Raw genomic sequence first — 14,749 nt, forward strand, 5'->3', positions numbered from 1 at the left:
GATGGACGAAGAGACCCTGCAAACCGCCCTCGATACCGCCGAGGCCCTCTGTGCGCAGCGAGGGGTTCGCTTTACCGCCCAGCGGCGCCGCGTATTGGAGCTGGTCTGCCGAGCGGAGCGCCCGGTCGGTGCCTACGAGATCCTCCCCCAGCTGCATACAGGCGCGACCGCAGCGCCGCCAACGGTGTACCGCGCGCTCGATTTCTTGCTCGAGCAGGGCCTTGTGCACAAGCTCGAAACCCTGCACGCCTTCATTGGCTGTACGCATCCGGAGCATCCGCATGCCAGCCAATTCTTGATCTGTGCCGACTGCGGGCGCGTCAAAGAACTCGAGAACGAAGCAATTGCCGGGAGTCTGCGCTCGGCGGCGCAGGAGACCGGATTCCATCCCAAGCGCCCAGTGATCGAGGTCCTCGGCACCTGTGCGCAGTGCACCCACAAGGCTGAGAGCGTCTGAGCTAAGAAGGTCTGAGGAGTATCCAATGCCGAGATCGATCGAGAGACCCTTAACAGTCTTGCGCTTTGTCGTCTTGCGCTTTGCCGTCTTGCGCTTTGCCGTCTTGCGCTTTGCCGTCTTGGTCTCCGCGCTCGCACTTGGCCTTCTAGGCTCGAGCAGCAGTCTCGCCCATGACCAAGGCGAGCACTACCGGCAACAAGGCGCGCATATCCACGGCGTCGGTCAGCTCAATGTCGCGGTCGACGGCAGTGCCCTACTGATCGAGCTGATCAGCCCGGCGATGGACTTGGTCGGCTTCGAACATGCACCGAGAAACCAGGCTCAGCGCACCGCTGTCGCCGAAGCGAGATCCCGGCTCGAGCAAGGGGATCAGCTCTTCGCGCCGAGTGCGGCGGCGGACTGCAGCCTGCGGTCGGCTAAGATCGAGCTCGATCTGGGCACCAGTGTGAGCGAGGATCATGCACCAGCCCAGGACCGGGGGCAGGATCATGCATCGGCCCAACATGATCTCGAGCAGGAGCATAAACATGAGCACGAGCATGAGCATGAGCACGAACACGAGCACGAGCACGAACACGGGCATGCCGGTAATCATGACCATGAGTCGCATGCCGATGTCTACGCGAGCTATGTCTTCGACTGCCGCCAGCCGCTCAAGCTCAAAGCACTCTCAATCGGCTACTTTCCTGCCTTTCCGCGCGCAGAGAGGCTTCAGGTCCAGCTGATCTCAGAGACTCGGCAAACAGCCATCGAGCTGACTCGAGCCGATCAGCGCCTGGACTTCTGAGACGATGGAACCGAAACCCTCAGCAAGCCGCCATGGACTCACTTGCTGGCCGCGCAAGCGCAGCCGATTCAAGCCACTCAAGCTCTTCAGGCCAGTGCGCGCAGCCTCCAACATGAACCCCCCATCATGACTCCGGTGATCAGATTGCATGAGCTGCGCTTTCGCTGGTGCGCGCAGGGACCGGATATCCTGGCGATCGATGCGCTCGAGGTCAGCGCTGGCGAACGCCTGTTCGTCGAAGGTCCGAGCGGCAGCGGCAAGAGCACCCTGCTCGGCCTCCTTGCCGGTGTCAACCTGCCGCAGCAGGGGCGCATCGAGGTGCTCCGCCAGCCATTGGATCAGCTTAGCCCAGCGGTGCGCGACCGCTTCCGCGCCGACCATATCGGCTACATCTTCCAGCTGTTCAATCTGATCCCCTATCTCGGCATCATTGATAATGTGACCTTGCCGGCGCGGTTCTCGCACCGCCGCCGCCAGCGAGCCCTGGCTCGCTCGCCGAGCCTGACCGCTGAAGCGCAGCGCCTACTCGCCCATCTCGACCTCGACCAACCGGGCCTGCTACGACAGCCGGTCAGCGAGCTCAGCATCGGCCAGCAGCAGCGGGTGGCTGCGGCACGCGCGCTGCTCGGCTCGCCAGAGCTGTTGATCGCCGACGAGCCAACCTCATCACTCGACACCGATCGCCGCCGCGCCTTCATCGAGCTGCTGTTCGCTGAATGCGCAGAGATGGGATCGACGCTGGTCTTCGTCAGCCATGACCCCAGTCTCGAAGGGCTGTTTGATCGAACCCTGCGGCTGCCCGAACTGAATCGGGCAGTCCATCACCAGTCAGCGCCGATGCAGCGCTCGGCGTCAGAGCCTGTCGTTGCGCCTGAGCTGACAGCACCATCGGCCGCCGCAACGGCGACGAGAGCAACGGCGGCAACAGTCGCAGCGCCAGGGATGCCAGCGGAACAGTCCGAACAGCAACCGCCAAGACCCTGATCAGGGCAACGCACCAGATCCGCCTATGGCCATCCTCCGACTCGCGCTGCAAAGCCTGCTCAACCGCCGCTTCACCGCCCTGCTGACGCTGCTCTCGATCGCGCTCAGCGTCGCCCTGTTGCTCGGCGTCGAGCGCATCCGCACCGAGGCTCGCGCCAGCTTCGCCAATACCCTCTCCGGCACCGACCTCATCGTGGGCGCGCGCAGCGGACCCGTGCAACTGATGCTGTACGCGGTATTTCGGATCGGTAACGCCACCAACAATATCTCCTGGCAGAGCTATCAAGAGATCGCCGCAATGCCGCGCGTGGCCTGGACAGTGCCGATTTCACTCGGCGATTCGCATCGCGGCTTTCCGGTGTTGGGAACCAGCAGCGCCTATTTCGATCACTATCGCTACGGGCGCAATAAGCCGCTGGTGCTGGTCAAAGGCGAGCGCTTCGCTGATCTCTACGACGCCGTGCTCGGCGCCGAGGTCGCGACCCAGCTCGGCTACCGGCTCGGGGACGAGATCGTCATCGCCCACGGCGCCGGCGATGTGAGCTTTGCCCGGCATGAGGACAAGCCGTTTCGGGTCGTCGGCATCCTCGAGCGCACCGGCACACCGGTCGATCGTAGCGTCCATGTCAGCCTGGAGGCGATCGAGGCCATCCATCTCGGCTGGGAGGGCGGCGCGCCGATGCGGGGACTGGAGATCGACGCCGAACGCGCGCGTCGCATGGACCTCACGCCAAAGGCGATTACCGCCGTGCTGGTCGGACTCGATTCACGCATCGCCACCTTTGCCCTGCAGCGCCGCATCAACGACTATCCGCAGGAGCCCTTACTTGCGGTGTTACCCGGCGTCGCACTCTCTGAGCTCTGGTCGGTGATCGGGCTAGCCGAGCATGCGCTGCTGGTGGTTTCAGCCTTCGTCGTTTTGGTCGGTCTGATTGGTATGCTGACGGCCCTGCTGATTGGGCTCGAGGGCCGCCGACGCGAGCTGGCGATCCTTCGCTCGCTCGGGGCGCGACCGACGCAAGTTCTCGGGCTCATCATCGGCGAGGCCTTGCTGCTGACACTGCTCGGAATCCTGACCGGCGTCGTCCTATTGATCACGCTGTTCGCGCTCGGCCAGCCGCTGATCGAGGCTCGACTTGGGTTGCAGCTCGGTCTCGGCCTACCCAAGCTGCGGGAGTGGCTGCTACTAGCCGCAGTCGTTGCGACCGGCCTGCTGGTTGGGCTGATCCCTGGTTGGCGCGCTTACCGAATCTCACTCAGCAACGGACTCGCAGTGCGACTCTGAGCTGTTTGCCCGACGCCCATTCGCTTTACCCGAGGAAGGCCCTGCTATGATTCGCTCACTGTTTTCAAACCAACAGCTATCCTGGCATCCTGTCATGCACCCTGTCATGCACCCTGCCCAGCGCCCGGACCAACGCCTCGCCCAGCAAGGCCCAGCTGGCCTCCAAGCCCGATCCCAGAGCCAGCATCCAACAGCCCAGGCCTCGGCGATCACCCTCGCCACCGACACGGCAAGGGACGAGATCGCCCAACAGATGCCAACGTCAGGCGCCTGGCGCCGTTTGTCGCACTCAGCACGACTGACCAGTTGCCTGTTGCTCATCCTGCTTCCTCTGCTTCTGAGCAGCTGTGGCGACGATGACCGCAGCGAGGGTCTCAGCCAGGAGGAGTTGGCACTTGAAGCTCCCGATGGCAGCGCCGTCGAGATCTCCTGGGACGACCTCATCCCCGTTGATTGGCAGCCAGAGGCGCTGCTGGAGGAGTACGACATCGAGAACCTCGGTGACGAAGACCCGCGTGCTCAGGAACTGATGGACAAGCTCAAGGCCCTCTGGGCTGAGGCACCGGTGGTCGAGGCGCTGAATGATCGCCTGGTGCGCCTGCCCGGCTTCGTCGTGCCTTTGGAAAACGATGAAGACAGCATCAGCGAATTCCTGCTGGTGCCCTATTTCGGCGCCTGTATCCATGTTCCGCCGCCGCCCGCGAACCAGACCATCCTGGTGACCACAGCGGCGGATCAGCCTTATGTCGGCGCGCTCTTCGACACCGTCTGGGTCGAAGGCCGTATGCAGGTCGAGCCCTTTAGTGACGAGCTTGGCGATGCCGGCTATCGCATCGAAGCGACCGAGGTCAGCCTCTACGAGGAGCTTTGATCGGATGAAGCAGAGCAGGCGCTTCGCTCAGGCCCAGGCTTGGGCCGAGGCCGAAGCACCCACCATCTGGCTGCTTGGCAAGACCCAAGCCGGTAAGACCAGCATCGTCGCCGAAATCGTCGGCCGGGCGCATGAGCAGATCGGCAACGGCTTCGTGCCGATGACCAAGGAGCTGCGCCTGTACGCCTTCCCCGAGGACCGCCCGGTGCTGCGCTTTCTCGATACCCGCGGCCTGAGTGATGTCGCGGATGATGATCCGGCGGCCGATCTTCAACACGCAAGTACCCAAGCGCAAGTGATCATGGTGGTGGCGCGGGTCGACGACTTGGCGCTGGAAGACGTGCTCGCGGTCCTTGAGCCGCTGTGTGCCGAGCATCCCGACTGGCCGGTGCTGATCGCGCAAACCTGCCTGCATCATGGCTATCGCCGCCACGACCACCACCTGCTGCCTTACCCCTTCAGCGGCGACGACAGCGATTGGGCGCTGCCCGGTCTGCCCGATGAACTCCGTCAATCCATGCTGGCGCAACGGCAACTGTTCGCTGGTCTACCCGGCCATCATCCACCGCTGTTCGTGCCACTGGATTTCACGCGACCGGAACAGGCGTTACCTCCCAGCGACTATGGTGCCCAGCGCCTGTGGAAGGTGCTGGAGCAGGTCTTACCAGAGACGGTGATGCGCCTGCGCGCGACCGTCAGCCTCTCACAAGCCGAGCAGGTACGCACCAAGGTGATGCTGCCTTGGACGATGGCGGCGGTGGCAGCCAACTCGGTGCCGGTGCCGATCATCGGCGGCTTGGGCTCGGCTAGTCTGCAAGCCACCATGGTCAATCAGATCGCCCGCCGCTACGGGCAGCCGGCAACGCGCGATCAATGGAGCGAGCTGGTCGCCGCGCTGGGCACCGGCTTTGTACTCGGTTTCGGCGGCCGTTGGCTTACCCAGCAGGTTCTAAAGCTCGGGCTGGGCTGGGGCACTGCGGTCGTCGCTGCCTGGACCTTCGCCATCACCTGGGCGATCGGCGAGGCGGCTCTGTATTACTTCGGCGAACGTGCGGCAGGGCGCGAACCGGATCATGAGGTGTTACGCGAGCGTTACCAGCAGGCCTTGCGGGATGCGCGTCAGCGTTACGAAGCGCGCAAAGACCAGGAGCGAAGGCGTTGAAGAACCCGTTGAACCGGTTAAAACAGGCGGCCCAGCGTCTTCGTCCCTATTGGCGCGAACTCTTGGTGATCGTTCTGGTGCCGGCGCCCTTCGTGCTGATGCTGCCGCTGGGGCTGGCGTTTCTCTGGCAGCAGGGCTGGTTCTGGTATTGGCCGATCAGCCTCGTGACGCTGAGCTTGATCCCGCTGGTCTTGGTGCGGCATGGCTGGGGAGCACACGCACCTCAAAGACAGGCGCATGAGATCAAGGTCGCGCCCGCCGATCCGCATGCCGCGCCGGGCGAGCAACAGGCGCGCATGGCACTCGAGCGGATTGTTGCCGAAGCCACGGCAGAGGATCTGCAAACAGCGGAGACGATTCGCGATCTGCTGTTGCGCACCGTCAACGCCGTTGCCATCGCCTATACACCGGAAGGCGCGCAAGCACTGCAACAGGCCAGAGAACACGCCGAAAAGCAGGCCCGTAAACAAGCGAGCGAGCCGACAGACGACGCCGACTCGGCGGGCGAGCCAACGAGCGATAAGGCGAGTGACGCGGCGAGTGACGCGGCGAGCGACGCGGCGAGCGACACGAAGAGTGACACGAAGAGTGACACGACGGACCACCGAGCGGACGACAGGACGGGTGACCCGGGGGGCGAACAACTCGCCCTGGGGCTCTCGAAAGCCGCGCTGCGGTTCACGCTCGCTGAAGTGTTGCTGATGAATGAGGAGCTTGCGCGCACGTTACGCGAGACCTTGATCCGAAATTTCCCGGTGATGCGCCATCTCAAGGTCGATTTGATCCTGGAGGTCTATCAAACCGGCAACAGTACCCTGCCGCCGTTGATGGGACTAGCGCGGGCGTTACGTTGGGTCAATCCGCTCTCGGCCATCCTCTACGAGATGCGGGGGCTGGCCGTCTCCAAGGCCGTGAACGTACTCGGCACGGCGGCCAAGGCGCGGGTGGCAGCGATTCTCGCGCGCGAGGTCGGCGAGGTGTTCATCCGTCTCTATGCCGGCCATTACCGACGCCGCGCCGATGAGCTGCTCACGACCACGCCGCAAGCAAAGTCGCCACAAGCACCCGCGCCCTTGACCATTGTGCTGGCCGGCCAACGCAATGTTGGCAAATCCAGCCTGCTGAACGCACTGCTGGGTATCGCCCAGGTGCCGATTGGTTTGACGCGGCCTTCGCAGACCTTTGCCCACTATCATCTCGAACAGCCCGGCGTCGGCGATCTGGTGCTAGTAGACAGCCCGGGCTTAGAGCATCTGCCGCGCGAGTCCTGGCTGAAACAGGTCAGCGAGAGCGATCTGATCCTCTGGGTGACATCGGCCAACCGTGCCGATCGTGCCGCCGATCAGCGCGGACTGGCGGCCTTACGCGCACTGACCAGCACTGATCCGCGCCTGAGCGCCATCCCGCTGGTGCTGGTCGCGACCCAGGCCGATCGGCTCGACCCACCGCTGGAGTGGTCTCCACCCTATGATCCAACGACGGGGGTGCGACCGAAGGAGACCAACATGCGTGCGGCGCTAGAAGCTGCCACGCAAGCCCTGACGATCCCCAGTGCGCGAAGCGTGATCGTTGCCGTCCCACCAGACGAACCGCCGTGGAATCTGGATGGCTTATGGACGACTATCGCCGCAGCCTTGCCCGCCGCTCGACAAAAACAGCTCGAGCGTGGTCTGAGCGAGGAAGGCTGGTTCAAGTGGGTTGTTGATGGTGTTCGCACCGTGCCGGCGGCTCTGCGCCAGATAGGCGCATTGATCAAGCGTTGATAGGACTTGCCTTGCATCGTCGATACAGTTGCTTAAGCCGTAGGGACATTTCATGCGTTCCGACCCGATCGCTATACCCGATCGCTATACCCGATCGCTATACTCGATCGCGGTGCTGGATCGGGGCTCTGCATCTTCGTTTCGTTGTCTAGGCCGCGTTGAAGGCCATGGGTTCGCGCTGGCATAGCATCGCTAATAGCCGCATCGCCTCACGATTGGTCCAGGAGCCCGCCAGCTCGAGGGCCTTTTCCAGCGGCAGCCAGAGCACCTCGCTGTGTTCTGCTGGGTTGATGCGGATGTGCCGGCGATACGGCAGCCGTAGCGCGTACCAGTGCTCGCGATTGAAGCAGATGCCTTGTGCATAGCGCTGGCGCCAGGGTTGGATGATCGGGAACAGGCGCGATTGGCGCAGATTGATCAGACCGGAGGCGCCGAGCAGCCCGGTCTCCTCCTTCAGCTCGCGCAGCGCGGCATTGCGCGGCGACTCACCCGGCATCAGGCTGCCGGTTACCGACTGCCAAAACCCGCTCGGCTTGACGCGATTGAGCAGCATGAACTCGCCGGCGGTGTTAAACACTACCACCAGGACTGAGATCGGACGTTTCAAGGTCTCTTTTGCGCTCATGGCCGGTTGCTCTCACACCGTTGGAAGGCTGCCAATTTGGGCGATTGCCACACAGATCCTCCCGCCTTCTCTCCCTATGCACCGGGGTCGATCTGTGGCGCAGATCCATGCAGTCTCGCTGAATCGATTGGAGATCCTAGGGGTCTCCCCTTGGCCGCGGCTCATCGGCCTTCAACAAGACCGATCGAGCGCTTTCACCGGCAACGCGATCTGGTTGACTGCGCAAGCAGCGTACCCAGATCGAGCCTCAAGCCCGCAGCTTGATCCGCAGCGCAAGCTCCTTCAGCTGCGCCTCGTCCACCGCCGAAGGTGCATCGGTGAGCAGACAGGAGGCGGTCTGCGTCTTCGGGAAGGCCATCACATCGCGGATCGAGTGGCTGGCGGTCATCAGCATCACCAGCCGATCGAGCCCGAAGGCGATCCCACCATGCGGCGGGCAGCCGTACTTGAGCGCGTTGAGCAGGAAGCCAAAGCGGTCGTTGGCGTCCTCATCGCTGATCTTCAGCAGCCGGAAGATGCTGCGCTGCACATCCTCACGATGGATACGGATCGAGCCGCCGCCGAGTTCGGTGCCATTCAGGACCAGGTCATAGGCGCGCGACAGGCAGGCGCCCGGATCGGTCTCGAGGCTGTCGAGCTGGTCTTCCTTCGGCGCCGTGAACGGATGATGCAGCGCGGTCCAGCGACCGGTGTGCGGCTCCTTCTCGAACATTGGGAAGTCGACCACCCAGAGCGGCTGCCAGCTACCTTCGAGCAGACCACGGTCGTGCCCGAGCTTGACCCGCAGTGCACCGAGCGCCTCGTTGACCACCGTCGCCTTATCGGCACCGAAGAACACCAGATCGCCGTCTTCAGCGCCGGTGCGCGCCATGATGCCATCGACCGCACTATCGGGCAGGAACTTGAGGATCGGCGATTGCAGCCCCTCGCGGCCCTTGCTGGACCAGTCATTGACCTTGATGTAGGCCAGCCCCTTGGCGCCATAGATACTGACGAACTTGGTGTAGTCGTCGATCTCTTTGCGCGTCAGCTCGCTGCCCTTGGGGAGTCGCAGCGCTGCAACGCGGCCCTCGGGATCAGCCGCTGGGCCAGCAAACACCTTGAATTCAACCTCGCCCATCAGATCGGCGACATCAACCAGCTCGAGCGGCACGCGCAAGTCGGGCCGGTCGGAGCCATAGCGACGCATCGCCTCGGCATAGGTCATGCGCGGGAAGGGGTCAGGCAGATCGACCTCAAGCACGCTTTTGAACAGCTCGCGCACCATCTGCTCCATCAGCGCCGTGAGCTGAGCCTCATCCATGAACGACATCTCGATGTCGAGCTGGGTGAACTCGGGCTGACGATCGGCGCGCAGATCCTCATCACGGAAGCAGCGCGCGATCTGATAGTAGCGATCCAGCCCGGACATCATCAGCAGCTGCTTGAACAGCTGCGGCGACTGCGGCAGCGCATAGAACTCGCCCGGGTGCACCCGGCTCGGTACCAGATAATCGCGCGCGCCCTCGGGGGTCGACTTGGTCAGGATCGGTGTCTCGATGTCGAGAAAACCCTGGGCATCGAGGAAGTTGCGCAGGGTCTGGGTGATGCGGCTGCGCAGGCGCAGGCGTTCTTGCATCTCCGGGCGGCGTAGATCGATGTAGCGATAGCGCAGCCGGACCTCCTCAGAGGCCTCGGCGCCATGCTCGTCGAGCTGGAACGGGGGCGTTTCGGCGGCGTTCAGCACCTGCAGTGAGAGACCCAGCACCTCGACCTCGCCGGTGGCAAGCTCTGTGTTCTCGGTGCCCTCGGGGCGGCGGCGCACGCGGCCAGTCACGGCCAGCACGAACTCGCTGCGCACCTGTTCGGCGAGCGCAAAGATCTCGGCGCGGTCCGGATCGAACACGACCTGGACCAGGCCGCTGCGGTCACGCAGATCGACAAAGATGACGCCGCCGTGATCACGCCGACGATGAACCCAGCCGCAGAGGCTCACCTCGTGGTCGATGAGGCCGCTCTCAAGCTCACCGCAATAATGACTGCGCATGCCGTTCAATCCCCGTTAACTGCCTGCCAGCCGGTGAGCCCAGCCAGCGGAATGCGGGCGGTGAACACCGCCGGAAAAAACAGAACAAGATAACGGCACCTGAACCCCTACGCAAGCAAGGGTTCAGGCGCGCCACTAGGCGGCCGTCATGATTCGGTTTTTAGACGGCTTATCAGGATGCAGACGGCTTATTAGGCTCCGGCCGCGGCCGCTTTCGGCTTCGGCGATTCCTTTGCGACGGGCTTAGCTGCCGGTGTGTCAGACGGAGCCTTGGGTTTCGCATCTGCGGCCGGTTTCTCTTTGGGCTTGTCAGCCGCGGATTTATCCTTGCTCGGCTCCGCATCCTGGTGCAGATTCTTGCGTTTATCTTTGTCGTTCTTGAAGTCGGTCTCGTACCAACCACTGCCTTTGAGCCGGAAGGCGGCGGCGGTGATCTGTTTGGCCAAGGCCGAGGCGCCACAAGCCGGGCAATCGGTCAACGGAGGATCACTGATCTTCTGCAATGCATCCATCTCGTGGCCGCATTCTTCGCAGCGATAGGCGTAGATAGGCATGTTCTCACTCACCAAGCAACAGGGGTTTAACCGCGCAAGTATGGGGTTTTGGGGCCGATTTTCAAAGCCTGATGATGGCTCGGGCAGCGTTCAGCCTGAAGACAGGCCGAAGCGGCTCTCAGCCCTCCTGTTGATGGGCGTCGAGCAGCGACCGGAGCTGCCGAAACAAGCGCCGCGGCGCCTCTGCACGCCCACGCACGGCATCACGCTGGGCAGCACGCACCAGGCTGCGCAGCTGCTGGCGATCGACCTCAGGATAGGCTGAGATCAGTTCAGCGAGGGCCGCGTCGCCCTCTTCGATCAGGCGTTGACGCCAGCGCTCGACCTCATGTTGGCGTGCCGTGGCGGCACGTGCTTGCGCCTCGCGCTGCTCCAGAAGGGCTTGCAAAGGCTCGGTGTTCTCGCGCGCCAGGCAGTTGGCGATGCGCTTGTAGTGGCGACGCAATGCGCGCTGATCCTTGATACGCGCAGTCTCGTTAATGGCAACCCAGGTCAACTCGCTGAACGAGAGTTCCTCGAGCAACCTACGCGGTAGCGTCAAGAGCTGCTCGGCGAGGCTCTGCAGGGCCAGATGCTCGCGCTTGATCTGGCTACGGCTCGGTTTCTTGTCGTCCGTGTCGAGATCTAGATCTGGATCTAGCGCATCGGTCGCGGCACGGGTGCGAGACGAGGTCATGGATTCATGGGCTCCGAGGCGGTGAGCGTTGCACACTCGACCGGGCGGTCAACGGCCATTCTCTAGGGTTGAGGTCATCAGCTTAGGCGATTTCTGCCAAAGCTCATACCGCTTTGCTTGTCTTTTCGCGCGTCTTGCTCCTCGTTTTGCTCCTCGTTTTGCTCCTCGTTTTGCTCCTCGTTTTGTTCATCGCCTTGCTCCCTCGTCTTGTTCATCGCCTTGCTCCCTCGTCTTGTTCATCGCCTGGTTCATCGCCTTGCTCATCGCTCTGCGGCCTGCTCGAGCTGTTCTTGCAGCGCTAAGACATCTGCGCGCGCGGATCGGAAATCGAAGCGCCGTACCGCTTGCAAAACGGCGTCGAGCTGGTTGCGAGACCGAGGGTCGATGACCCGCCGCGCCAGCGCCTCAACCTCCGCCCGAGCACGCAGATTATGCGCTGCCAGAAGCGCATCGAGCCGCTTCAGTTCTACTCCAAGGTCAACCGTATCGAGCGGTTCGGAACCGCCGCGCTCGATCGACCCAGCCTCAAGGCTCGAATCGGCTCGAGCAGACAAGCTCCTGATCGAGTCCAACACCTCGACCAAGGCGGTCTCCAGCGCTCCAAGCCGCTCCGCCAGCAACATCGGCAACGGCGCAAACCTTGCCCCGTCCGCCTGGGCGATGCGGCGCTCGATATCCTTCGCAATGGCGCCAACTCGTGGCATACCGAGCGTCAGCGCAACCCCGCTCAAGGCGTGCGCCGCCGCCCTAGACTGCTCCCAGTCGCCCGCATCAAGTCGCGCGCGGATCTCAGCAGGATGAGCCGAAAATCGCTCGGCAAAACGACGCAGGCGATCGAGATGGCCAGCAAGGTCCTCGTCAACCGGGTCCAGGCCCGGGCCAAGCTCGGCCATCGGTCGAGCGTCCGCCGACACAAGACGCGCCTTGGCAGCATCCTGCGCAGCAGCAGCCAACCCGCCTTCCTGTGCCTTTTGCACAGGGTTGGCTGGATCGGCATCAAACTCCGCGTTCTTGGCCGCTCGATCAGCTGCGCCTTCCGGCCGCAGCCCCCGCAAGGCGGCGATCAGCTTTGAGCGCTCGATCGGCTTACTCAAGTGCCCATTCAAACCCGCCGCACAACAACGCTCGCGCTCGGCATCCGTAGCATGAGCGGTCATCGCAAAAATCGGCTGCATCGCGCAGCCAGGCAGCGCACGCACCGCTCGGGTGGTCTCATAGCCATCCATTTCCGGCATCTGCAGATCCATCAGGATGGCATCGATGGCCTGGCACCCGCGCTCAGCGAGCAGCGCCAGCGCAATGGCGCCAGACTCGGCGACCAAGACCTCAGCGCCAGCATCCCGCAGGATCGCGGAGGCGACCTCATAGTTGAGTGGCTGATCCTCGACCAACAACACCCGCAGCCCCGACAAGACATCCGGGGCTGGCCGCTCAAGCACGAGCGGGCGCGAACGCACGTCCGGCGGCGCCGCCTCCAACGTCAGGTCGAAGGCAAAGCGACTGCCAACGTCGAGCTGGCTCGTCAGCTCGATCTGTCCACCCATCTGATTGACCAAACGCCGGCAGATGGCCAGGCCGAGCCCGGTGCCACCAAAACGCCGGGTGATCGAGGCATCGGCTTGGGTAAACGGCTGGAACAGCCGCTCGCGCTGATCGTCGCGAATACCAATGCCGGTATCGGTCACGGCAATGGCCAATCGCACCCAGTCATTGGCGAGAGGCTCAGCGCGCAGCTCAAGCTTGACCTGTCCTACCTCAGTAAATTTGATCGCGTTGTTGAGCAGATTCACCAACACTTGCCGCAGGCGCGATGCGTCACCAAACACCCAGCAGTCGTCTCCTCCCTGTTGCTCGATCTTCAACGCTAAGCCTTTGTTGACAGCGCTCAACTCCACCAAATCACGCGCCTCGTCGACCAAGGCGCTAACGCTGAAGGCGGTTCGCTCTAACTCGAGCCGCCCGGATTCGATCTTCGAGAAATCGAGCAGATCCCGAATCAGGTGCATCAGCACCCGCGCGGCGCGCTCAGCCTTGGCCACATAGTCACGCTGCGTCGCATTCAGCCTGCTGCCCTCTAGTAGCTGAATAAAGCCGACGATGGCGTTCATCGGCGTTCGGATCTCATGACTCATATTGGCCAAGAACTGCGATTTAGCGCGGTTAGCCGCCTCTGCCTTCTCTTCTGCGCGCCGTCGCACCTCAGCCTCGGCGCGCAGCCGCTCGTTGGTTTGACGAAGATCGTTTAGGGTTTCCCGCACGCGGGACTCGAGACCAACGTTCTCCTCCTTGATGGCGTCTGCAGCGCTGGCTTGCTTCTTGCGGCGCTGCTCCTCCAGCAGATAGAAGCGATCGGTAATCGCAAAGGCTAGGATCACCGCATCCAGGCCTGAGCCGATCTGCGTCGCCCAAGTGGTGATAAAGGTGGTCGGCAACAGACCAAAGGCATTCAGCGCATAGATCACCATGAAGCCGAGCAACACGGTCCAGCCAAACGAATAATAGATCGCCGGCCGAAACCCCTGAAAGCTGACTTTGAAGCCAACAACGATAAACAAAATGACACTAAAGACCAGCGCAACGGCAAACCGGACCGCGATGTCATAGGGTCCAATCAAAGCCAGCAGCATGCCGATCACAGCGAGCCAACGCAGACCACCCAGGATGCGGTGGATGACTGGCGCATTGGTGGCGGTATCCAAGATCGATCGGGTAAACGCAACCCCCGCCAAGTAGGCCGCTGAAAGGAAGAACGGCAGGCTGACATTACCCCACCAAGGATGATTGGGCCAGAAGAACTGAAATGAGATCCCACTCAGCGCAAGCTGAAAGGCGACGTAGAGACTGACAAAGGCCGCGTAATAGAGGGCATTGACATCACGGAGGCGCCTAGAGTGGTAAATGTTGTAGACCACCAGCATCAGCAGCGCGCCATAGTAGAGCGCCAATACGCTGTATTCAGTCGCCACGCGCTCGAACGCGCCATTGCCTGACAGGAGTTCGATCGGTAGGTTCAGCGAACCAGTCGTCTCAACCCGGAGATAGACGGTGACCAGCGCACCCGGCTGCAAGTCCAGTGGAAACAGAAAGGTCCGGGTCATCACCGGCCGCGTCGCAAAGGGCTCACGATCACCGGTTTGATAGCGTATGAATCCATCTGGGCCATCAACATAAACGATGACCGAATCGAGCAGTGGATAGGCCAGCTCAAGGAAGTAGGTCTGTGGACGATCGAGCCGGTTGTCGATCTGCAGGCGCGCCCAATGCACGCGGCGATCGAAACCAAGACTGTCCATTTCAGCCCGTACCGAAGCGAAGGCCGTAGCCGCATCCAGAGCGCGCACATCCTCGATGCCAAGCGCCCCGTCCGGATCGGTCAACAGCTGCAAATGCCCGACAGTGCTATATTGATCCTGCTTGCCCGCGACGAGCAATGGCGAGACTCGAGCGCCTAAGTCCCCTTCAGTAGGGGGCGCGACCGCCCAACTAAAGGCGGGCGCTAGCAGAGCCGCCAGCAGGAGGACGACTATTAAGTTCAGATGTGGCCGGATCATATTGAAGT

General features: G+C 62.6%; 13 protein-coding genes. 7 read left to right on the forward strand and 6 right to left on the reverse strand.

Annotated elements, in window-relative coordinates; genetic code table 11:
* The first annotated feature begins 1 nt into the window (after window position 1).
* From CCR96_RS16580 to CCR96_RS16610, 7 genes are all read left to right on the forward strand, one after another.
* Window positions 2-457, forward strand: a complete 456-nt coding sequence (locus CCR96_RS16580; RefSeq protein ID WP_201221298.1) for a transcriptional repressor — start codon at window positions 2-4, stop codon at window positions 455-457.
* 25 nt (window positions 458-482) lie between these two features.
* Complete coding sequence (gene zrgA, locus CCR96_RS16585; protein ID WP_201221300.1) at window positions 483-1,244, forward strand: zinc uptake protein ZrgA; 762 nt, start codon at window positions 483-485, stop codon at window positions 1,242-1,244.
* Between the two features lie 126 nt (window positions 1,245-1,370).
* Window positions 1,371-2,228, forward strand: coding sequence for an ATP-binding cassette domain-containing protein (locus CCR96_RS16590; protein WP_201221302.1), 858 nt, complete (start codon window positions 1,371-1,373; stop codon window positions 2,226-2,228).
* Between the two features lie 25 nt (window positions 2,229-2,253).
* The gene (locus CCR96_RS16595; RefSeq protein WP_201221304.1) at window positions 2,254-3,513 is read left to right on the forward strand and encodes an ABC transporter permease; all 1,260 of its coding nucleotides are present in this window, start codon (window positions 2,254-2,256) and stop codon (window positions 3,511-3,513) included.
* A 106-nt stretch (window positions 3,514-3,619) separates the two neighbouring features.
* Window positions 3,620-4,384 (forward strand): DUF3299 domain-containing protein, encoded by a 765-nt coding sequence (locus CCR96_RS16600; protein WP_242519145.1) that lies wholly within the window; start codon window positions 3,620-3,622, stop codon window positions 4,382-4,384.
* Between the two features lie 4 nt (window positions 4,385-4,388).
* Window positions 4,389-5,546 (forward strand): YcjF family protein, encoded by a 1,158-nt coding sequence (locus tag CCR96_RS16605; RefSeq protein WP_201221306.1) that lies wholly within the window; start codon window positions 4,389-4,391, stop codon window positions 5,544-5,546.
* The gene (locus CCR96_RS16610) at window positions 5,543-7,309 is read left to right on the forward strand and encodes a GTPase family protein (RefSeq protein ID WP_201221308.1); all 1,767 of its coding nucleotides are present in this window, start codon (window positions 5,543-5,545) and stop codon (window positions 7,307-7,309) included. The genes CCR96_RS16605 and CCR96_RS16610 overlap by 4 nt, the downstream gene beginning before the upstream one ends.
* Window positions 7,310-7,457: 148 nt before the next feature.
* On the opposite strand, the gene nudB is transcribed toward CCR96_RS16610, so the two are convergent.
* From nudB to CCR96_RS16640, 6 genes are all read right to left on the reverse strand, one after another.
* Window positions 7,458-7,934: a dihydroneopterin triphosphate diphosphatase gene (gene nudB / locus CCR96_RS16615; RefSeq protein WP_201221310.1), complete on the reverse strand. Its 477-nt coding sequence runs from the start codon at window positions 7,932-7,934 to the stop codon at window positions 7,458-7,460.
* 247 nt (window positions 7,935-8,181) lie between these two features.
* Window positions 8,182-9,960 (reverse strand): aspartate--tRNA ligase, encoded by a 1,779-nt coding sequence (gene aspS, locus CCR96_RS16620; protein ID WP_201221312.1) that lies wholly within the window; start codon window positions 9,958-9,960, stop codon window positions 8,182-8,184.
* A gap of 191 nt (window positions 9,961-10,151) precedes the next feature.
* The gene (locus tag CCR96_RS16625; RefSeq protein WP_201221314.1) at window positions 10,152-10,514 is read right to left on the reverse strand and encodes an FmdB family zinc ribbon protein; all 363 of its coding nucleotides are present in this window, start codon (window positions 10,512-10,514) and stop codon (window positions 10,152-10,154) included.
* Between the two features lie 118 nt (window positions 10,515-10,632).
* Window positions 10,633-11,190: a ribosome biogenesis factor YjgA gene (gene yjgA / locus CCR96_RS16630; RefSeq protein ID WP_201221316.1), complete on the reverse strand. Its 558-nt coding sequence runs from the start codon at window positions 11,188-11,190 to the stop codon at window positions 10,633-10,635.
* Window positions 11,191-11,267: 77 nt separating this feature from the next.
* The gene (locus CCR96_RS16635) at window positions 11,268-11,405 is read right to left on the reverse strand and encodes a hypothetical protein (RefSeq protein WP_201221318.1); all 138 of its coding nucleotides are present in this window, start codon (window positions 11,403-11,405) and stop codon (window positions 11,268-11,270) included.
* 45 nt (window positions 11,406-11,450) lie between these two features.
* Window positions 11,451-14,741, reverse strand: a complete 3,291-nt coding sequence (locus tag CCR96_RS16640; protein ID WP_201221320.1) for a hybrid sensor histidine kinase/response regulator — start codon at window positions 14,739-14,741, stop codon at window positions 11,451-11,453.
* Window positions 14,742-14,749 lie beyond the last annotated feature (8 nt).

Source organism: Halochromatium roseum, from assembly GCF_016653315.1.
Classification (GTDB): Bacteria; Pseudomonadota; Gammaproteobacteria; order Chromatiales; family Chromatiaceae; genus Lamprobacter; species Lamprobacter roseus.